The sequence below is a fragment of the Brevibacterium sp. Lmc1 genome (assembly GCF_057654315.1).
Window position 1 is genome coordinate 3014881 of record NZ_CM172803.1, and the last position, 19397, is coordinate 3034277.

Below are 19397 nucleotides of genomic sequence, written 5' to 3' on the forward strand. Positions count from 1 at the left end.
CTCATATGACCCGCGTAGCCGACCGCTTCACGAATGGATTCGACGCCGAGGTGGTCCGTGCCTGGATCGCCGACGACCCTGATCCGCAGACGGCCATCTCCTTGGAGCACATCCTCGCCGAGGCCGAGAGCGGCGACGAGGCGGCGGTCGCCGATCTCGAGGACCGGTTCTCCGGTCCCCTCGTCTTCGGCACGGCCGGTCTGCGCGGCGAGATCGCCGCCGGCCCTAACCGGATGAACCGAGCCGTCGTCATCCGTGCCGCCGCCGGACTGGCCGCATTCCTCGCAGACACCGTCGGTGAGGGCTTCCAAGTCGTCATCGGGTGCGATGCTCGGTACAAGTCCGCGGAGTTCGCCGCCGACACTGCCGCCGTCATCACCGCCGCCGGCGGAGTCGCGATTCAGCTGCCCGAGCAGCTGCCGACCCCGCTGCTGGCTTTCGCGCTGTCGCAGCGCGGGGCCGATGCCGGAGTCATGGTCACGGCCAGCCACAACCCACCGGCTGACAACGGCTACAAGGTCTACCTGGGACAGCGTCCGCTGCAGGCGATCGGATCCGAGGCCGACGCCGAAGCGGGTGCCGGAGCGCAGATCGTCAGCCCGGCCGATGCGCTCATCGCCGAAAAGATCTCAGCAGTCGAGTCCGTGGCGTCTGTGTCACGTGCGGAGTCCGGGTGGGAACATCTCGACGAGTCGATCGTCGAGGACTATCTGTCGCGCATCGACGATCTGGGTGTCCGGGCGGAGTCGGATCTCTCGATCGTGCTGACCTCGCTGCATGGTGTCGGTGCCGGAGTCGCCGAGGCTGCTCTGACCCGCACCGGGTTCACAAACCTCCACCCGGTGGCCTCCCAGCAGGCACCGGATCCGGACTTCCCGACGGTGTGCTTCCCGAACCCGGAGGAAGCCGGCGCACTCGATGAGTCCTTTGCCCTGGCCCGTGAGGTCGGTGCCGAACTCATCATCGCCAACGATCCGGATGCAGACCGGTTCTCTGCGGCCATCCCCGATGAGTCGGCGGCCATCGGCTACCGTCAGCTCTCCGGCGACGAGGTGGGGCTGCTGTTGGGTGAGGACCTCGCCGACCGACTCGCAGAAAGCGGTTCAGACGGCGCCGTTTTCGCGAACTCGATCGTGTCCTCCCGGGCTCTCGCGGCTGCGGTTAAGAGCCACGGTTTCGCCGCAGTGAACACACTCACTGGTTTCAAGTGGATATCTCGTGCCAGTCTCGGGCTTGTCTTCGGCTACGAAGAAGCACTCGGCTACTGCGTCGACCCTATGATCGTACGCGACAAGGACGGGATTTCGGCGGCTGTGACGTTCGCAGCGCTGGCCTCACGGCTCAAGGCTGCGGGCAGCAGCATCGAGGCCGAGCTCGATCGCATCCGCAATCGCGACGGATACTTCGCCACCGCTCCGCTGAGTTTCCGTCTCGACGATGTCTCTCTCATCGGCACGGCCATGGCGAAGCTGCGTGAGAACCCTCCGGCCGCTCTTGCCGGCTCCCCGGTCGCCGAGGTCCACGACCTGTCGGCAGGGTATGAGGGGCTGCCGCCGACCGATGGAATCCTGCTCCTCTCGGAGTCGAACTCGCGGGTCATCGTGCGTCCTTCGGGTACCGAGCCGAAACTGAAATGCTATCTCGAGGTCGTCGCCGAACCCTCGGAAATCCAGGCTGCGGCCGAGGCCGATGCACGTGCTGCGGCCAGCGCCGGAGTGCGCCTGCCGACCGCCTCGGCCAGCGCCTCGCTCAAACCGGCCCTAACGGAGCGCCTGAACACGATCACCACCGAGCTCAAAACCTTCTTCGCCCTCTAATTACTACCTCACGGCGGCCCAGCAACCTCGCGCGAGGTTGCTGGGCCGCCGTCACGTAGTATTTAGGGCCAGTAGCTGTAATAAGGAGGCGACGATGGACGTTCCTCACGATCCAGAGGTCGACGCGGTTCTGACCAGCCTGCTGGGATCACTGGGCGAAAGCAGCAGCGTCTTCGGTGCCGGTCGACTCGGTGCCGAGTGGTCGGCGAAGCGGCTGAAGACCGAAACCCATCACGCCGTCATCGAAGTTCCACCGGATGAGACCGAACGCGTTCTCAATCAGGTGACTCAGCTGGTGTCCGCACACGCTCCTGCGACCGACGACCCTGTCGTCACCATCCGCGGTGTCATCGGATCAGGCTTCGCGTCGATGAATCCGGCCTACGTCATCGTCGTACTCGACCGGAGAGAGTCGACCCTGGGGATCGCGGCCCATGCAAAAGAGGGCCTCATCAAACAGCGAACGGCGCAGAAGGCCGTCACTAAGATCCGGGAAGCCATCGCCCTCTGACACTCCCAGAACTACCTGACGGCGGCCCAGCTACCTCGCGCGAGGTAGCTGGGCCGCCGTCAGGTAGTAATTAGAGGGAGTTGAGGATTGCGGCGCTGCCGGAGAGGCCCAAGCGGGACGCGCCGGAGGCGATCATCTCTTCGGCGGCTTCGGCGGTGCGGATTCCGCCGGAGGCCTTCACCCCGAGGCGGTCGCCCACGGTCTCGCGCATGAGAGACACAGCATGAGCGCTGGCGCCTCCGGCCGGGTGGAAACCGGTCGACGTCTTGACGAATCCGGCTCCGGCGGCCTCCGAGCGGCGGCAGGCCTCGACGATCTGCTCGTCGTTGAGCGCAGCCGATTCGATGATGACCTTGACGAGGGCGTCCCCGCTGGCCTCGACGACGCCGCGGATATCGGCCTCGAGTCCGTCGAAGTCCCCGGCGACGGCCTGTCCGATGTTGATGACCATGTCGACTTCGGCAGCACCGTCGGCGACGGCCTGAGCAGCCTCGGCGGCTTTGATCTCCGGCTTCACCTGGCCGGAGGGGAACCCGACGACGGTCGCCACGACGAGCTCACCCGGATCGGTGATCGGCAGCATGGACGGTGACACGCAGATCGCGAGCACGCCCAGCTCCTTCGCCTCCGCCACGAGGGCATCGACGTCGGCGCGGGTCGCTTCGGGCTTGAGCAGGGTGTGGTCGATGATGTTCGCGACATCGGTGCGGCTGGTCATTCGGTCCTCCAGAAGTGGTCGTGCAAGGTTGCGTGGTCGTGCATGGTTGCGCGTGCAGGTGCCGCGCAGAGTCATCAGGTCCAGCGTAGCGAGGCCAGCGGCCGCGCGGCAGTGCTGAGAGTGTGCGATTCGGCTCAGGTGATCGTGTCGAAGACGATCGATTCCGGCACCGAGGCGGCATCCCCGCCGATCTCGACCGCGGACTCCAAAGCCTCGATGGCGCGCTCGAACCGTTCCGGGGTCGCCGTGTGCAGTGTCATGAGCGGCTGACCGGCCGTGACCGTGTCCCCTGGTTTGGCGTGCAGTTCGATTCCGGCCACGTCTTGGACCGGGTCTTCCTTCCGTGCCCGTCCGGCGCCGAGACGCCACGATGCCACCCCGACGCCCAGCGCGTCGAGCTTCGTAAGCACCCCGGAGTCGGTCGCTGTGACGACCTCAGTGTGCTCGGCGACCGGCAGAGCGGCGTCCGGGTCGCCGTGCTGGGCGCGGATCATCTGCTTCCACTTGTCCATGGCCCGACCGTCGGTCAGCGCGGCTCGAACATCGACATCGGTCTTGCCTGCCAGGCGCAGCATCTCCTCCGCCAGAGCCACTGTGAGATCGACGACGTCGGCGGGTCCGCCGCCGGCGAGGACCTCGACGGATTCGCGGACCTCGAGGGCATTGCCGACGGTCAGGCCCAAGGGCGTGGACATATCGGTGAGCAGCGCCGAGGTGTTGACGCCTGCGGCCTTGCCGAGTTCGACCATCGTCTGCGCGAGTGTGCGAGCCTTCGTCAGGTCCTTCATGAACGCACCGGAGCCGACCTTGACGTCGAGGACGAGACCGGAGGTGCCCTCGGCGATCTTCTTCGACATGATCGAGGAGGCGATGAGCGGAATGCAGTCGACCGTCGAGGTGATGTCGCGCAGGGCGTAGAGCTTCTTATCGGCCGGCGCCAATCCGGATCCGGCGGCGCAGATGACGGCGCCGACGTCCTCGAGCTGGTCGACGATCGCCTCGTTGCTCAGTCCCGCCTGCCAGCCGGGAATCGATTCGAGCTTGTCCAGGGTGCCTCCGGTGTGGCCGAGGCCGCGGCCGGAGAGCTGTGGGACGGCCACGTCGAAGACGGCGACGAGCGGGGCCAGGGGCAGGGTGATCTTGTCGCCGACTCCCCCGGTCGAATGTTTGTCCGAGGTGGGCCGGGACAGGGACGAGAAGTCCATGCGCTCACCGGAGTCGATCATCGCCTGCGTCCAGTGCGCGATCTCAACCGGTGCCATGTCGTTGATGAAGATCGCCATGGCCAGGGCCGCCATCTGCTCTTCGGCGACAGCACCCCGAGTGTAGGCGTCGATGACCCAGTCGATCTGCTCCTTGCTCAGGGCTCGGCCATCTCGCTTTGCGGCGATGACGTCGACGGTGTCGAATGCTTCTACGCTCACGGTCTCAATCCTTCGTTCTCGTCGAAATCTGTGTTGTCGACGATGCGTGCGTTGTCGTCGAAATCTTCGTTGTCATCAATCCCTGTGATGACATTCCGGGCCACAGCCGCCTCGGCGGGGGGGGGTAGGACTCGTCAGTGCTTGGCCTCATGGCCGTCGCGCGCCCCGGCCAGGTGGTCGGGGCCGAAGGCTTCGGGCAGGACCACGGACATCGGGGCGCGTCCGCTGGGCATGTTGATGACGAGGTCGTTGCCGCCGTGTTCGAACAGCAGCTGTCGGCATCGCCCGCAGGGAACGAGGGTGTTGCCCTCTCCGTCCACGCAGTCGAAGGCGACGAGGCGGCCCCCGCCGGTCATGAACAGCTCGGAGACCAGCGAGCATTCCGCGCACAAAGTCACCCCGAACGAGGCATTCTCGATGTTGCAGCCGCCGACGATGCGACCGTCGTCGACGAGACCGGCGGCTCCGACAGGGTAGTTCGAGTACGGCACATAGGCCTTCGTCATCGCCCGCGTCGCCTCGGCTCGCAGCAGCTCCCAGGTGCCTTCGCTGAGGTCTTCGGGGCTGACCGGGGTGGGTTCCTCGCTCCAAACCGGGTCGGTCGACTCGGGTGCGGAAGCGCGGGGTTCGGGGGCAGTCATGGGGATATCTCTTCCTTCGGGTGGTGACTGTGGGGTGATCGAGGGGAAATGCCGATCCATCGCCGAGGCGGGGCTCACTTCACGTAGGGCACACCTTCCGCGGCCGGCGGGCGGACCCGACCGACGAATCCGGCGACAGCGAAGACGGTGACGATGTAGGGCAGCATGAGCAGCAGCTCGTTGGCCACCGGGGTGCCGATGGACTGCAGAGTGTTGCCGAGGCTCTTGGAGAATCCGAACAGCAGGGCCGCGAACAGCGCACCTTTCGGGTTCCACTTGCCCAGGATCATCGCGGCCAGGGCGATATAGCCCTGTCCTGCCGACATCTCCTTGCCGAACGCCAATCCGGAGCCGACAGTGAAGAAGGCACCGCCGAGACCGGCGATGGCACCGGCGAGCAGCGTATTGCGCACGCGGGTGAAGTTGACCTTGATGCCGACGGTGTCCGCCGCCTTCGGGTGCTCACCGACGGCGCGCATCCGCAGACCCCATTTCGAGCGGAACACGAAGATCTGCAGCGCGATGACGACGACGTACATGATGTAGACGAGGATGTTCTGGTCGAACAGCACCCGTCCGAGCACCGGAATGTCCGAGAGCAGCGGGATCGGCAGGTTCGGCAGTTTCTGGCGGGAGTTCCACAGTCCCGGGTCCTGGGTGAGAACCGTCGAGTAGAGGAAGCTCGTGATGCCGACGACGAGGACGTTGAGGACCACGCCGATGATGATCTGGTTGACCCAGTACTTCACCGCGAAGAAGGTGAGCACCACGGCGACCAGGGCACCGGCGATGGGAGCTGCGAGCAGTCCCGCATACGGGTTCTTCACCACGGAGGCGACGACCGCGGCGAGGAACGCACCAGCGAGCAGCTGGCCTTCGATGGCGATGTTGATGATGCCCGAACGTTCTCCCACGAGACCGCACATGGCGCCGAAGATCAGCGGCACGGACAGTGCCAGGGCTCCGGCGAGCAGCGTCGTCAGCGGGATGACGCCTCCGGATCCGCCGCCGGCCCAGGCGAGGAAGGAGAGAACGAAGATGACGCCGAAGAGCATCGGGAACCACGAGCCGAGGTCGATGCGCCTGATCGCCACATAGATGGACACGGCGGCCATGATGATGAGCAGGATGCCCAGCGTCAGCCCCGCCGCGGTCGAGGACACGGCGAAGTCGGGGATGGCGAAGAAGTCTCCGCCGGTGGCCACCCGGAAAGTCGTCTCCCCGTCACGGCCGATGAGGCCGAAGAAGATGAGCGAGACGAGGGCGAGGATCGTATAGACGATCGGGAACTTCCAGGCGATGGGCGCAAGCGCCTTGACCTGGGTCGAAGGTGTCTTATCCATGGTCTGAGCAGTCATCTCAGTCCTCCTTCCGCTTGAGCACCGGTGTGGGCAACCGGAAGATCGACCTCACCAGGGGCGGGGCCGCGATGAGCAGCACGATGACGGACTGGACGACGAGGACGATGTCGATCGGCGTACCGGTCTGGGACTGCATGAGGTAGCCGCCGGCCTTGAACGCGCCGAAGAGCAGGCCCGCAAGGAACGTCCCCAGCGGTTTCGACCTTCCCAGCAGGGCGACGGTGATGGCGTCGAAGCCGATCGATCCGCTGATTCCGCCGGTGAGTTTGTATTCGGTGCCGAGCACCTGAGCGGCACCGCCGAGTCCGGCCAGGGCACCGGCGACGATCATGACGAGGATCGTCACCTTCGACACGGAGATGCCTGCGGTCCGGGCCGCGTGCGGGTTCGCGCCGACGGCCTTGAACTCGAAGCCGATCGTCGAACGCTCGAGCAGCCACCACACGAAGATCGTGGCGAGGATGGCGATGATGAACCCGAAGTGGAGACGGAACGGCGGTGGCAGCAGCAGGAACATCTGCGCGGAGTCGTCGATGACGCGGGACTGCGGGTTCGCCGAGGTCGTGTGCGTGAACCAGTTCTGCTTGAGCAGGTAGCCCAGTGCGTAGCCGGCGATCGAGTTGAGCATGATCGTCACGATCACCTCGTTGGCACCGGTGCGTGCCTTGAGGACACCGGCGATTCCGGCCCAGATCGCACCGCCGATGATTCCGCCGATCGCGGCCACGAGCATGTGGACGACGGGAGGCAGCGGCAGCGCGTAGCCGAGGAATCCGGCGATGGTCGCGCCGAGGATGACCTGGCCCTGACCGCCGATGTTGAACAGACCGCAGCGGAAGGCCAAGGCGATGCCGAGACCGGTGAGGATGAGCGGGGTGCCCGAGACCATCGATTCGGTCAGGGGGCGGATGGCGCGTTCGGTGGTGCGTGCGTCCCAGTCGAAGACCGCTCCGCGGAACAGCGCCGAATAGGCATTGCCGACGGTCTGGAAGAGCGTGGCGAAGAACTCGCCGGGAGCGGCGAAGAAGTTCTCGGCCGCCGCGACGACCTCCGCGTTCGACACAGCGATGAGGACACCGCCGAACAGAAGGGCGAGAACGATCGCCAGCAGCGAGACCAGCCAGGATCCCGACATGATCTGCTGGAGCAGAGTCTGTTCCTTGCCGTCCTCGGTCTCGGACTCCGGCGGCGGTGCCGCGGAAGGAGCCGCCGGTGAGATATCAGTCGTCATTTGGTCTCCTCCGCCGAGGTGGTGGCTGAGTCGTCGTCCGTCGCCTCGAGGGCTTCGTCGGCGGGAACGCCGGCCATCATCAGGCCCAGTGCTTCGCGGGAGGTCTCGGGTCCCACGATGCCGACGATGCGCCCGGCGTACATCACGGCGATTCGGTCGGCGAGGCCGTAGACCTCGTCGAGTTCGGTCGAGACGATGATGCAGGGGGTGCCGGAATCGCGTTCGGCGATGACGCGCTTGTGCACGAATTCGATCGATCCGACGTCGAGTCCGCGGGTGGGCTGGCTGGCGATGAACAGTCGCAGATCGCGGCCGAGCTCGCGGGAGAGCACCACTTTCTGCTGGTTTCCGCCGGAGAGGGTCGAGATCGGATCGGAGACGCTGCCGAGGCGGATGTCGAACTCCTCGACCTTCTTCTTCGCCTCTTCGTTGATGACCTTCGACCGCATATTCAGGCCCTTGGCATAGGGCTCACGATCGTAGACGTCGAGGATCATGTTCTCGCGGATCGCAAACTCCGCGATGATGCCGTCGGTCGACCGATCTTCGGGAACAAATCCGATACCGGCACCGAGGCGGTCCTTGACCGAATCCCCGACGAGCTTCTTCCCGTCGAGGGTGATCGTGCCCAACCGCGGTTCGGTGAGACCGATGATCGTCTCGGCCAGTTCGGTCTGCCCGTTGCCCTGGACGCCCGCGACGGCGAGGATCTCGCCGCGACGGACGTCGAAGGACACATCGTCGACGACGACGTTCTCGGCCTTGTCGACGACGGTGAGTCCGCGCACCTGGAAGGTGGCATCGCCGGGATCGGCGGCCTCCTTCTCGGTCGTCAGCGACACGGCTCGGCCGACCATCTGGCTGGCCAGCTCGGTCTCAGTCGACTCCGGCGAGGCCTCGCCGACGATCTTTCCGCGGCGGATAACCGTGATCGAATCAGCGATCGCCCGGACCTCACGGAGTTTGTGGGTGATGAAGACGATCGACGTGCCCTGCTCCTTGAGCTGGCGCATGATCGAGATCAGTTCGTCGGTCTCCTGCGGAGTGAGCACAGCCGTGGGCTCGTCGAGGATGAGGATCTCGGCATCCCGGGACAGGGCCTTGATGATCTCCACTCGCTGCTGGGCGCCGACCGGCAGATCCTCGATGAGGGCATCGGGATCGATGTTGAAATTGAAACGCGAAGAGATCTCCTTGACCTTCTTGCGCGCCTCGCTGATGTCGAGGAGCCCGAGGCTCTTCGTCGGTTCGTAGCCCAGCGCCACGGATTCGGCGACGGTGAACACGGGCACGAGCATGAAATGCTGGTGTACCATGCCGATGCCCGCAGCGACGGCGTCGCCCGGCCCGGAGAACTTCACCGGCTTGTCGTCGATGAGGATCTCTCCCCCATCGGCGTCGTAGAGTCCGTAGAGGACATTCATCATGGTGGACTTGCCGGCGCCGTTCTCACCCAACAGGGCGTGGATCTCGCCCGGTTCGATGGTGAGATCGATGTGGTCGTTGGCCACGAACGATCCGAACACCTTGGTCATCCCGCGAAGCTCGAGTTTCACTGCTTCCGGTTCTCCTCACAAACTTGAAAACTGCAGGGCCGAAAGAACTCGGCCCTGCAGTTTAACCGACGAGCTTACTTCGGTGTGCTCTCAGACTCGACGACCAGGCTGCCATCGACGATCTGCTTCTTCAGATCCTCGACCTTCTTCTTCACGTCCTCGGGAACCTTGTCCTCGAAGTCGTGGTACGGAGCGAGGCCCACGCCTTCGTTCTCAAGCGTACCGACGTAGGGCTCATTGGAGAAGTTGTCCTCCGAGCCTTCCTTGATGGTGTCTTCGACGGCCTGCGAGATCTGCTTGACCACCGAGGTGAGGATGATGTCTCCGTATTCGGTCGACTCGTAGCCGTCGGAGTCGACCCACACGAGGTTGACGTCGCCGGCTTCCTTCGCCGCCGCTGCGGCACCGAGGCCGACGGGTCCGGCCACGGGCATGATCACGTCGGCGCCCTGCGAAATGAGCTGCTTGGTCAGCTCCTGGCCCTGGCCCTGGTTCTCGAAGTCACCGGAGAACGATCCGTCCTGCTTCTCCTTGTTCCAGCCGAGCAGCTTGACGTCCTTCTTGTTTTCCTCGTTGAACTTGTCCACGCCATCGGCGAAGCCGTCCATGAAGATCGTCACCGACGGAATCTGGATGCCGCCGAAGGTGCCGACCTTGCCCGACTCCGAGGTCGCGGCCGCAACATAGCCGGCCAGGTACGCGGCCTCGGCGGTGTTGAAGACGACTGCCTTGGCGTTGTCGATCGTCACCGGCTTGCCGTCGGCGTCGGAGAATGTGGAGTCGATGAGCGCGAAGTTGAGGTCCGGGTTCGCTTCGGCGGCTTCCTGGATCGTGTCCTCGAGGAGGAATCCGACGCCGAAGGTGAGGTTGCAGCCCTGCTGCACCATGTTGTCGACGTTCGGCCCGAAGTCCGCGTCGCCCTGCGATTCGGCGAGCTTCTCTTCGATGCCGAGGTTCTTCTTCGCGTTCTCCATGCCCTCCCGACCGGACTGGTTGAAGGACTGATCGTCCCAACCGCCGGAGTCGGAGACCATGCAGGCGAGGTAATCCGAACCGGATTCGCCTCCTTCGCCTGAACCACAGGCCGAGAGGACGAGGGCGGATGCGGCGATCATCGACACCGCTGAAGCGAGCTTCTTCACGTTTTCTCTTTTCTGATACAGACAGTGCACACGGATGAGGGCCCTGTCTGCCCCTACCGAAAATGTGAAACCACTGGACGAACTGTCATATTTTAATGAGTTTCGGTCAGTCTAATGTACCGAAGTCATTTCAGCGGCTCCGCTAGCACCTCAATCACGGACACCGATATGAAAAAGAAATATTCCGTCATGCATGACCGTTTTCGGTCCGCGATGCGAACGCGGAGGCCTCTGACTTTGAGACAGAAAGACGACGAACGAAGTAGGTGGACCGCCGGACCGACGGCGCAGAAGACGAACCGCGGTGAACTAGGCTAGAGACTGCTATGGCACATCTCCTCGGGGCAGAAGCCCTCCACCTCGAATATCCCACGCGCGTCGTCTTCGACTCGGTCACTCTCGGTGTCGAGTCCGGTGACATGATCGGCATCGTCGGCCGTAACGGCGACGGCAAGTCGAGCCTGCTCGGCATGCTCGCGGGCACCATCGAACCCGATTCCGGACGCGTGACGTATCGCGGCGGGCTGCGTCTGGGCATGCTCGGCCAGCGCGATGACCTCGATGACGAGGCAACCGTCGGCTTCTCGGTCGTCGGCGATGCCGCCGATCACGAATGGGCCGCCGATCCGCAGGCCCGTGACATCATCTCCGGTCTCATCGCCGATCTCGATTGGAATGCGCGGATCTCCTCGCTCTCCGGCGGTCAGCGCCGCCGAGTGGCTCTGGCGGCTCTGCTCATCGGCGATTGGGACATGCTCATCCTCGATGAGCCGACGAACCACCTCGATGTCGACGGCATCGCGTGGCTGGCGAAGCATATTCGCGGGCGGTGGCCGAAGAACGCGGGAGCCCTGCTGCTGGTCACCCACGACCGGTGGTTCCTCGACGAGGTGTGCACGAAGACCTGGGAGGTCCACGACCGCATCGTCGAGCCTTTCGAAGGCGGTTATGCCGCCTATGTCCTCCAGCGCGTCGAGCGCGATCGGATCGCCGCCGCCACCGAGGCGAAGCGACAGAATCTCATGCGCAAGGAACTCGCATGGCTGCGACGCGGTGCTCCCGCCCGGACGTCGAAGCCGAAGTTCCGCATTGAAGCCGCCAACCAGCTCATCGCCGATGTGCCGGAGGTGCGCAATCCGATCGAGCTGAAGAAAATGGCCACGGCCCGCCTGGGCAAGGACGTCGTCGATCTGCTCGACGTGTCCAAGCACTTCGCCGAGACCACGATTCTGGAGGATGTCACGTGGCGCATCGGTCCCGGTGAGCGCACCGGGATCCTCGGTCCGAACGGTGCTGGGAAGTCGACGCTCTTAGGTCTGGTCTCGGGAGAGATCGAACCCGATGCGGGTCGGGTCAAGCGCGGCAAGACCGTGCAGATCGGTGTGCTCGATCAGCAGTTCAAGGATCTGGCCCGCATCGCCGAATCCCGTGTGCGCGAAGTCCTCGCCGAGTCGAAGACCTCGTTCAACATCGAAGGCAAGGACTTCACTCCGGCCCAGCTGCTCGAACGGCTCGGCTTCGCGAAGGAGCATCTGTCCGCCCGGGTCAAGGAGCTCTCCGGCGGGCAGAAGCGCCGACTCCAGCTTCTGCTGCTGCTCATGGCCGAACCCAATGTCATCATCCTCGACGAGCCGACGAACGACGTTGACTCGGACATGCTCGCGGCGATGGAGGATCTCCTCGATTCCTGGCCGGGCACCCTCATCGTCGTCTCCCACGACCGGTACCTGTTGGAGCGGGTCACCGATCAGCAGTACGCGATCCTCGACAACGGACTGCGCCATGTTCCCGGCGGCGTCGAAGAGTACTTGCGGCTGCGAGCCGAACAGGAATGCCGCGGCACTGCAGGTTCGAACAGGGCTTCCGGCGGTTCGAACGGGGCCACAGCGGGAAACGACGGGACCGGTTCCGGTGGGGCCGCCTCGGCGAGCGAGGGATCCGCATCGGTTCCGAAGCTGTCCGGCGCGGAAGCCCGGGCGGCGAAGAAGGAACTGTCGTCGATCGAGCGGCGGATGGACAAGCTGAACACTCAGATCGCGAAGAAGCACGAGGAGATGGCCGCCCACGACCAGACCGATTTCGAGGGACTGGCCAAGCTCACGGCCGCGATCCGCGAGTCCCAGGACGAACTCGACGAACTCGAGATGCGCTGGCTCGAAGCGTCCGAAGCTCTCGAGGCCTGAGTGATCGACGAAGCGACGATGCGAGACCTGCTCGAGGCGGAACGAGCGGAGACGCAGGCGCTCATCGACCGCCTGACTCAGGGAATCGATGAGGTCTCGGCCGCTCGCGAGGGCGACAACAGCGACGACGAGCACGATCCGGAAGGGGCGACGCTCGCCTTCGAACGGTCGCAGGCCGCGACCTTGCTCGAACAGTCCGAGAATCGCCTCGAGGAGATCGCCGAGGCGGTCGACCGCCTGAACGCGGGCACGTTCGGGACCTGCATCGACTGCGGCAGACCCATCGCCGAGGCGCGGCTGGAGGCCCGCCCCTACGCGGCCAAATGCGTGAACTGCGCCGCCCGCGGCTAGTCGTTTCCATCCCCTTTCGCACGCACGAGTGCACCGTCGCACACGACCGGGCGACCGCCTCGGCGCCGGTCTGAACTTTCCCCAAAGCCTGCCGGGTGCGGTAGTGTATCGGCGTGTCATCACGGGACTATCGCATCGACCGCGCCAAGGGAATACTCATCTTCCTGGTGGTTCTGGGCCACCTCCTCGCCAGGACCTCCCCATGGGAGTCGCCGATCCTGGGCGCACCGATGTACTTCGTCTACATGTTCCACATGCCGGCGTTCGTCTTCCTTGCCGGCATCACGGCGAAGTCGAACAAACTGGCCGAACGGGTTCTGACCTACTTCGTCCTCCTCGCCACGGTGCTGCCGCTCATGTGGGGGTGGATGTGGCTCTTCGGGCTCAATCCCGACTACGACTTCCTCCGACCGTTCTGGTACACGTGGTTCCTGCTGTCGATGGCGTGGTGGATGATAACGGTCCCCTTCATCGAGCGATTCCCGCGCACGATGCTCGTCGCTTCTCTGGTCGTCGGGCTCTTCGGCGGATTGCTGCCGGTCCTCGACACCGAGCTCTCCGCGGCTCGGACGATGGCGTTCTGGCCGTTCTTCGTCATCGGCAAGCTCTACGGCAAGCAGATCATCGACTGGGCGGGCAGCCTCGCGATCTGGCAGAAACTCTGTCTCAGTGCCGCTGCCCTCGCGGCCGTCGGATATTTCTTCCTCGACCAGGTCGACTACAACTGGCTCTACGGCAGCCTCAACTTCGCCCACTTCGACGTCAGCGTTCCCGAAGGCGTGGGACTGCGACTCATCGTCGACATCGGAGCGGTGCTGCTGACGCTGGCCCTTCTATCCTGGTTGAGCAATACGAAGGACACGATCGCGACGATCGGCAAGAACAGCCTCGCTGTCTACATCCTCCACGGATTCGTCGTCCGCGCCCTGCAGCCGGTCCTCGACGAAAGCCGCAACGTCCTCCACGACGCCGTCGTCCTGCTCATCTGTGTGGCCCTGGCCGTCGTCTGGACGGGCTTGCTCGCCTGGTCGCCCTTCGAACGCGCCCTGCGCTGGTGGTCCTCGACCGTCACCGGCCTGCTGCTCAAACCGTTCCCCTTCCTCCGGCCGGAGGACTCCGACCGTCGCAGCGGGCGAGGTCGCGGAGAGCGAGGCCGCAGCAGGCGAAATCGCGGAGAGCGAGGTCGCCGTGGAGATGCCGGCTACACCGGCGACACCTATCACCCCGGGGACGCCTACAGCGAGGGCGACGGACCGGACCGGCAGGGACTCGGGCTGCAGCCCATGCCCGGAGTCGGCTACCAGCACTCCCCCGGCTACGAACAGCAGCCCGGTCAGCAACAGTCGTTCGCCTCCCCCGCCCCGGTTGCGGGCGAGCCGTACCCGTTGCCGGGTTCACATGAGGTTCCGCAGAACAACGCCACCTACGAACCCACTCAGGAGGTGCCCGCCGGCGCAGCCCAGCGGGCAGTGCGCTACCGTCGCCTGCCGGTCTATCTCAGCGGCGACGAGGACCGCTGACGATCGGGCCGCCTCGGCGGTCGCTGATCTTTGCGGGGACCCCACCGGAGCCCGACATTGCAGGCTTTCGGTCGGGCCGCCTCGGCGAGGTCGTGTTCTTTCATGGCCTTCAGCGTCGAATTATGTCGATGTGACGGACCTCACTGCGCCGATTGATGGTGTGATAACAATGTTCGGGCCGTTTGCCCGGGCTCGGCCACATCATCGAATCGGAGAGCATCCATGACCGCGACCAACGCCCTGACCCAACGCCTCGATGCCGGCCCCGTGATCTGCGCGGAAGGCTTCCTGTTCGAGCTCGAGAAGCGCGGATATCTGTCTGCCGGCGAGTTCGTCCCCGAGGTGGCCCTCGAGTTCCCCGACGCCCTGCGCTCCCTCCACGTCGACTTCCAGCGGGCCGGCTCCGACATCGTCGAGGCCTTCACCTACAACGGGCACCGCGAGAAGATGCGCGTGATCGGCAAGGAAGATCTGCTCGAACCGCTCAACCGCGCCGCCCTCCAGATCGCCCGGTCGGTAGCCGACGCCAAGCCCGGGAACTTCATGGCCGGCAACATCTCGAACTCGAACATCTGGGACCCCGCCGACGAGTCCAAGCAGTCCGAGGTGCGAGCCATGTTCGCCGAGATGGTCGCCTGGGCGGTCGAGGAAGGTGCCGACCTCATCATAGGCGAGACCTTCTACTTCGCTGGTGAGGCCATCGCCGCCGCCGAGATCGCCAAGGCCAGCGGACTGCCCGTCGTCCTCACCCTCGCCCCGATGGCCTTCCAGGAGATGGCCGACGGGGTCGGGATCGTCGAGACCGCGCAGCGCCTCGAGCAGCTCGGCGTCGATGTCGTCGGGCTCAACTGCTTCCGCGGTCCCGCGACGATGCTGCCGTGGCTGAAAGAGATCCGTCAGGCAGTGTCCTGTCACGTCGGCGCCCTGCCGATCCCCTACCGCACCACTGAGGACGAGCCGACGTTCTTCAACCTCTCCGACCCCCGCGCCGAGGTGGCCTCCCCGCACGGACGCACGTTCCCCACCGCTCTCGATCCCCTGCAGACCAACCGCTACGAGATCGGCGCGTTCGCCAAGGAAGCCTATGACCTGGGCGTCAACTACATCGGAGTGTGCTGCGGCGCGACCCCGATGCACATCCGCGAGGTCGCCGAGGCGGTCGGACTGACCACCGATGCGAGCCGCTTCTCCGAGAACATGGCCAACCACTTCATGTACGGCAGCAACGAACGGCTCGCCGACAACGTCGTGGCCCTCGGAGACACTGCCTGAGACTCGGGAGCATCGCTCACAGCTAGGCGAACGAGGGTGCCTGAGCGTCCCCGCCATAAGGCACTCGAGCGTTCTGAGCACCCCCCCCCTCACTGTCAGGGCCACCCCATACAGTCAGCGCCATAACCCCTCGCAGGAACGGGAGGTTATAGCGCTGACTGTATGTGCTGCGACTACCGGTAGGCAGTGCCACTGGCGGTGCGTGATGCTTCCCGGCGTTCTGCCTGTAGGCAGTGCCGGTTACGGTGCGTGATGCTTGGCGACCGCGCGGGGTCGCCCGTGAGCGCTCAGGCTTCGGCGGTCACGCCGATCGAGTCGAGAGCGGCCTCGAGGCGCGCGATCGTGCCGTCGATGTCGCCGAGCTTGTCGAGACCGAACAGGCCGATGCGGAAACTCGAGAAGTCCTCGGGCTCATCGCACTGCAGCGGCACGCCGGCAGCGATCTGCACACCGACTTCCTTGAAGCTGGCACCGGTCGCGAGCTTCGGATTGTCGGTGTGGACGACGACCACGCTCGGCGAGGCGAACTCGTCCGAAGCCACCGAGGGCAGTCCGCGTTCGGCGAAGACCGCGCGCACGCGCTGTCCGAGTTCGGCCTGCGCGGCGGCGAGCTTATCGAAGCCGCGCTCCTCGCTTTCGACCATGAGCTTGGCATTGTGCGCCAAAGCATCGGTGGGCATCGTCGCATGGTACGGCGCACGGCCGGCTTCGTATTCGTCGGCGATGAACAGCCACTTCTTCAGATCCATCGCGAAGCTCGTCGAGGTGGACGCCTCCACGGCGGCACGGCCGGCCTTGCTGAGCATGACGTAGCCGGCGCACGGCGATCCGCTCCACCCCTTCTGCGGAGCGGAGATGAGCACATCGACACCGAGGTCGGTCATCGACGCCCACACCGCGCCCGAGGCGATGCAGTCGAGAACGAAGATTCCGCCGACCGAGTGCACGGCCTCGGCAACCTGGCGAACGTAGTCATCGGGCAGGAGCATCCCCGAGGCGGTCTCGACGTGGGGAGCGAACACGACAGCGGGCTTCTCGCGCTCGATGGCGGCGACCACCTCGGCGACGGGGGCCGGCGACCACGGCGACTGGTGCTCGGCACTGTCCGGGGAGGCCTTGAGCACGGTCGTCTCCGAGGCGATGGCTCCGGCGTCGAGGATCTGCGACCAGCGGAAGGAGAACAGACCGTTGCGCACGATCAGCGCCTTCTTGCCGGTGGCGACCTGACGGGCAACGGATTCCATGGCGTAGCTGCCGCCGCCGGGGACGATGGCAGCGGAATCGGCGTCGTAGGCCGAGCGCAGGATCCGGTTGATCTCCTGCATCACGGATACGAACCGCTGCGACATGTGGTTGAGCGATCGGTCGGTGAAGACCACCGAGTATTCGAGCAGTCCGTCCGGGTCAACATCTTCGTGTGGCAAAGTCATGGCTCTAACATATCGACAGTCCGCCATCCGGGCCACCGGAGTCGATCAGTGAGACCGCAGCGACCCTCGCCGAGGCGGCCGAACGTCAGTTTCACCGCGCACCGAGGCGGCCCCGTCGTTCCGGTCGACCATCACCGAGGCGGCCCGACGATCAGACTTCGACTTCACCCCGATCCCCCGACCACAGGGTATGGAAGAACCCGGGACGGTCGGTGCGCGTGTAGGTGTGCGAACCGAAGCGATCGCGCTGGGCCTGGATGAGTGCGGCACTGCCCGCCTCGGTGCGCAGTCCGTCGAAGTAGGCCAGCGTCGAGGACAGTCCAGGCACGGCGATTCCGTGACCGATGGCCTCGACCACGGTCGTCCGCAGGGATTCCTGGCAGCGGTCGGCGACCTCGCGGACGAAGTCGGCGGCCAGCAGGTTCTCGGGCGGAGTCGGTACGTCGAAGGCCTCGACGATTCGATCGAGCAGGCGGGCCCTGATGATGCACCCGGCCCGCCAGATTCCGGCGAGCGCCCCGAGGTCGATGTCCCATCCGTGTTCGGCTGCCCCGACCGCGATCTCGTGGAAGCCCTGGACGTAGGCCATCACCTTGCCCAGCAGCAGGGCCTTGCCGATCTCCTCGATGCGAGCCGCACGCTCGTCCGGAGACAACGACGACGATCCGGCGCCGGGACGGGGACCGGCCAAGCGGAGTCCCTGAGCGCGCAGATCGACCGAGGATGACAGCGAACGGGAGAAGACCGCCTCGGCGATGGTGGGCACCGGAACCCCGAGATCGAGCCCGACCTGCGCCGTCCACGCACCCGTGCCCTTGGCCTTCGCGGCGTCGGCGACGATGTCGACGAACGGCCGACCCGTCGCCTCATCGACGTGGTCGAGGACGTCGGCGGTGATCTCGATGAGGTAGGACTCGAGCTCTCCGGTGTTCCAGTCGGCGAAGACTTCTGCGATCTCGGGCGGTGTCATGCCCAGGCCGTCACGCAGGAGGGTGAAGGCCTCGCTGATGAGCTGCATATCGGCGTATTCGATGCCGTTGTGGACCATCTTGACGAAATGGCCGGCCCCGTCGGTGCCGATGTGATCGACGCAGGCCTCGTCTCCGACCTTCGCAGCAATGGGTTCGAGCAGGGGACGCAGGCGCTGCCATGCGGTCTCCGATCCGCCGACCATGAGGGAAGGCCCGAGCAGGGCGCCGACCTCTCCCCCGGAGATGCCGACCCCGGCGAACTCGATGCCGGTGCCATCGAGTCGGGTCCCGCGGGCGATCGTGTCCCGGAAGTGGGAGTTGCCGCCGTCGACGATGATGTCTCCGGGGGCGAACGCCTCGGCGAGATCGCCGATCGCCGCATCCGTGGCGCCTCCGGCATTGACCATGAGGATCGCCACTCGTGGTTCGTTGAGCTTCCCGGCCAGGTCGGTCGGGTCGGTGGCGACGAGGAAGTCCGCCTCGGGGAAGTCCTGCGCCAGGTTCTGGGCGCGCTCGACGTCGCGGTCGTAGACGGCCACTCGGCGGCCCGACTCACGGGCGAGGTTGCGGGCGAGATTCGACCCCATCACGCCGGTTCCGATCACCGCGACATCGGCCTTCATCAGCATCCTTCTTCCCTGTGATCAGCAGTGTTGACAGTCGCTTCCCACCAGCACTACGGTGCAATAAATCTGTTTTAATAACTGATTATAGATATTTCTTCATATTTTATCGAGAGGTTTCGGTTATGGGTCACAGCCCTTTCCTTCCACCGCTCGTCATCATGGGTGTCTCGGGAACCGGCAAAACCGTCCTCGGCGCGCAGGTGGCGCACGCCCTCGACCGTCGATTCGTCGACGCCGACGATCTGCACTCCGCGGCGAACAAAGCGAAGATGAGTTCCGGGGTGCCGCTCACGGATGAGGATCGCTCCCCCTGGCTTAACAGCGTCGCCGTCGAGGCCGCCCGCACCCCGGCCCCGGTCATCGCGTGCTCCGCGCTCAAGCGCACCTACCGTGACCTGCTGCGCAGGTCGGCACCCTCACTCGTCTTCATCCACCTCGACGGTCCTCGCGAGGTCATCGCCGACCATCTGGCCCGCCGCGACCACGAGTTCATGTCTCCCGATCTGCTCGATTCGCAGCTGGCCACCCTCGAACCGCTCGCTGCCGAGGAAGCTCACGCCACCGTCGACGTCGACCGGTCGATTCCCGAGGTTCTGAATGCGATCCTCGAATCCGTAAAGCGGCTGAACGCATGATCGTCCCG

Annotated in this window: 16 protein-coding genes; 7 read left to right on the top strand and 9 right to left on the bottom strand. The window is 65.1% G+C overall.

From position 1 onward, the window contains the following. Positions 1-5: 5 nt before the first annotated feature. Entirely contained in the window at positions 6-1817 is a 1812-nt protein-coding gene (locus tag AC239G_RS13520; protein ID WP_487489046.1) for a phospho-sugar mutase, read from the top strand. 94 nt (positions 1818-1911) lie between these two features. After that, positions 1912-2328: a hypothetical protein gene (locus AC239G_RS13525; RefSeq protein ID WP_376906427.1), complete on the top strand. Its 417-nt coding sequence runs from the start codon at positions 1912-1914 to the stop codon at positions 2326-2328. A 70-nt stretch (positions 2329-2398) separates the two neighbouring features. Here AC239G_RS13525 and deoC read toward each other — a convergent pair whose 3' ends face one another. The 7 genes from deoC to AC239G_RS13560 form a co-directional block, all read right to left on the bottom strand. Continuing rightward, positions 2399-3046 (bottom strand): deoxyribose-phosphate aldolase, encoded by a 648-nt coding sequence (gene deoC, locus AC239G_RS13530; RefSeq protein WP_487489047.1) that lies wholly within the window; start codon positions 3044-3046, stop codon positions 2399-2401. 134 nt (positions 3047-3180) lie between these two features. After that, positions 3181-4470: a thymidine phosphorylase gene (locus tag AC239G_RS13535; RefSeq protein ID WP_487489048.1), complete on the bottom strand. Its 1290-nt coding sequence runs from the start codon at positions 4468-4470 to the stop codon at positions 3181-3183. Positions 4471-4604: 134 nt separating this feature from the next. Next, positions 4605-5111, bottom strand: a complete 507-nt coding sequence (locus AC239G_RS13540) for a cytidine deaminase (RefSeq protein ID WP_487489049.1) — start codon at positions 5109-5111, stop codon at positions 4605-4607. A gap of 74 nt (positions 5112-5185) precedes the next feature. Next, positions 5186-6469, bottom strand: a complete 1284-nt coding sequence (locus tag AC239G_RS13545) for an ABC transporter permease (RefSeq protein ID WP_259357721.1) — start codon at positions 6467-6469, stop codon at positions 5186-5188. A 1-nt stretch (position 6470) separates the two neighbouring features. Next, positions 6471-7703, bottom strand: coding sequence for an ABC transporter permease (locus AC239G_RS13550; RefSeq protein WP_487489050.1), 1233 nt, complete (start codon positions 7701-7703; stop codon positions 6471-6473). Beyond that, a complete protein-coding gene (locus AC239G_RS13555; protein ID WP_139468459.1) occupies positions 7700-9259 on the bottom strand; it encodes an ABC transporter ATP-binding protein in 1560 nt (519 codons plus the stop codon). Before AC239G_RS13555 ends, AC239G_RS13550 begins: the two co-directional genes overlap by 4 nt. Before the next feature lie 74 nt (positions 9260-9333). Then, entirely contained in the window at positions 9334-10401 is a 1068-nt protein-coding gene (locus AC239G_RS13560) for a BMP family lipoprotein (protein ID WP_248283945.1), read from the bottom strand. Between the two features lie 326 nt (positions 10402-10727). On the opposite strand from AC239G_RS13560, the gene AC239G_RS13565 reads away from it, so the two are divergent. The 4 genes from AC239G_RS13565 (at position 10728) to AC239G_RS13580 (ending at position 15727) form a co-directional block, all read left to right on the top strand. Beyond that, positions 10728-12584 (top strand): ABC-F family ATP-binding cassette domain-containing protein, encoded by a 1857-nt coding sequence (locus tag AC239G_RS13565; RefSeq protein ID WP_139468458.1) that lies wholly within the window; start codon positions 10728-10730, stop codon positions 12582-12584. Continuing rightward, a complete protein-coding gene (locus tag AC239G_RS13570; protein ID WP_248283944.1) occupies positions 12585-12935 on the top strand; it encodes a TraR/DksA family transcriptional regulator in 351 nt (116 codons plus the stop codon). A gap of 113 nt (positions 12936-13048) precedes the next feature. Continuing rightward, complete coding sequence (locus AC239G_RS13575) at positions 13049-14455, top strand: acyltransferase family protein (RefSeq protein ID WP_487489051.1); 1407 nt, start codon at positions 13049-13051, stop codon at positions 14453-14455. A 222-nt stretch (positions 14456-14677) separates the two neighbouring features. Continuing rightward, a complete protein-coding gene (locus AC239G_RS13580) occupies positions 14678-15727 on the top strand; it encodes a homocysteine S-methyltransferase family protein (protein ID WP_259357717.1) in 1050 nt (349 codons plus the stop codon). A gap of 287 nt (positions 15728-16014) precedes the next feature. Here AC239G_RS13580 and AC239G_RS13585 read toward each other — a convergent pair whose 3' ends face one another. Together AC239G_RS13585 and gndA are read right to left on the bottom strand one after the other, a co-directional pair. After that, positions 16015-17157 (bottom strand): pyridoxal-phosphate-dependent aminotransferase family protein, encoded by a 1143-nt coding sequence (locus AC239G_RS13585; protein WP_139908666.1) that lies wholly within the window; start codon positions 17155-17157, stop codon positions 16015-16017. A 151-nt stretch (positions 17158-17308) separates the two neighbouring features. After that, a complete protein-coding gene (gene gndA, locus AC239G_RS13590; RefSeq protein WP_487489052.1) occupies positions 17309-18751 on the bottom strand; it encodes an NADP-dependent phosphogluconate dehydrogenase in 1443 nt (480 codons plus the stop codon). Between the two features lie 125 nt (positions 18752-18876). Here gndA and AC239G_RS13595 point away from each other — a divergent pair, with 125 nt between their 5' ends. Further along, on the top strand, positions 18877-19389 hold the full coding sequence (locus AC239G_RS13595; RefSeq protein ID WP_229664230.1) for a gluconokinase: 513 nt from the start codon (positions 18877-18879) through the stop codon (positions 19387-19389). The last annotated feature ends 8 nt before the right edge of the window (positions 19390-19397 follow it).

Coding starts and splice junctions, on each gene's coding strand:
- AC239G_RS13580 (WP_259357717.1), top strand. CDS start 14,678: ATGACCGCGACCAACGCCCTGACCCAACGCCTCGATGCCGGCCCCGTG.
- AC239G_RS13595 (WP_229664230.1), top strand. CDS start 18,877: ATGGGTCACAGCCCTTTCCTTCCACCGCTCGTCATCATGGGTGTCTCG.
- AC239G_RS13565 (WP_139468458.1), top strand. CDS start 10,728: ATGGCACATCTCCTCGGGGCAGAAGCCCTCCACCTCGAATATCCCACG.
- AC239G_RS13540 (WP_487489049.1), bottom strand. CDS start 5,111: ATGACTGCCCCCGAACCCCGCGCTTCCGCACCCGAGTCGACCGACCCG.
- deoC (WP_487489047.1), bottom strand. CDS start 3,046: ATGACCAGCCGCACCGATGTCGCGAACATCATCGACCACACCCTGCTC.
- AC239G_RS13520 (WP_487489046.1), top strand. CDS start 6: ATGACCCGCGTAGCCGACCGCTTCACGAATGGATTCGACGCCGAGGTG.
- gndA (WP_487489052.1), bottom strand. CDS start 18,751: ATGAAGGCCGATGTCGCGGTGATCGGAACCGGCGTGATGGGGTCGAAT.
- AC239G_RS13525 (WP_376906427.1), top strand. CDS start 1,912: ATGGACGTTCCTCACGATCCAGAGGTCGACGCGGTTCTGACCAGCCTG.
- AC239G_RS13550 (WP_487489050.1), bottom strand. CDS start 7,703: ATGACGACTGATATCTCACCGGCGGCTCCTTCCGCGGCACCGCCGCCG.
- AC239G_RS13545 (WP_259357721.1), bottom strand. CDS start 6,469: ATGACTGCTCAGACCATGGATAAGACACCTTCGACCCAGGTCAAGGCG.
- AC239G_RS13585 (WP_139908666.1), bottom strand. CDS start 17,157: ATGACTTTGCCACACGAAGATGTTGACCCGGACGGACTGCTCGAATAC.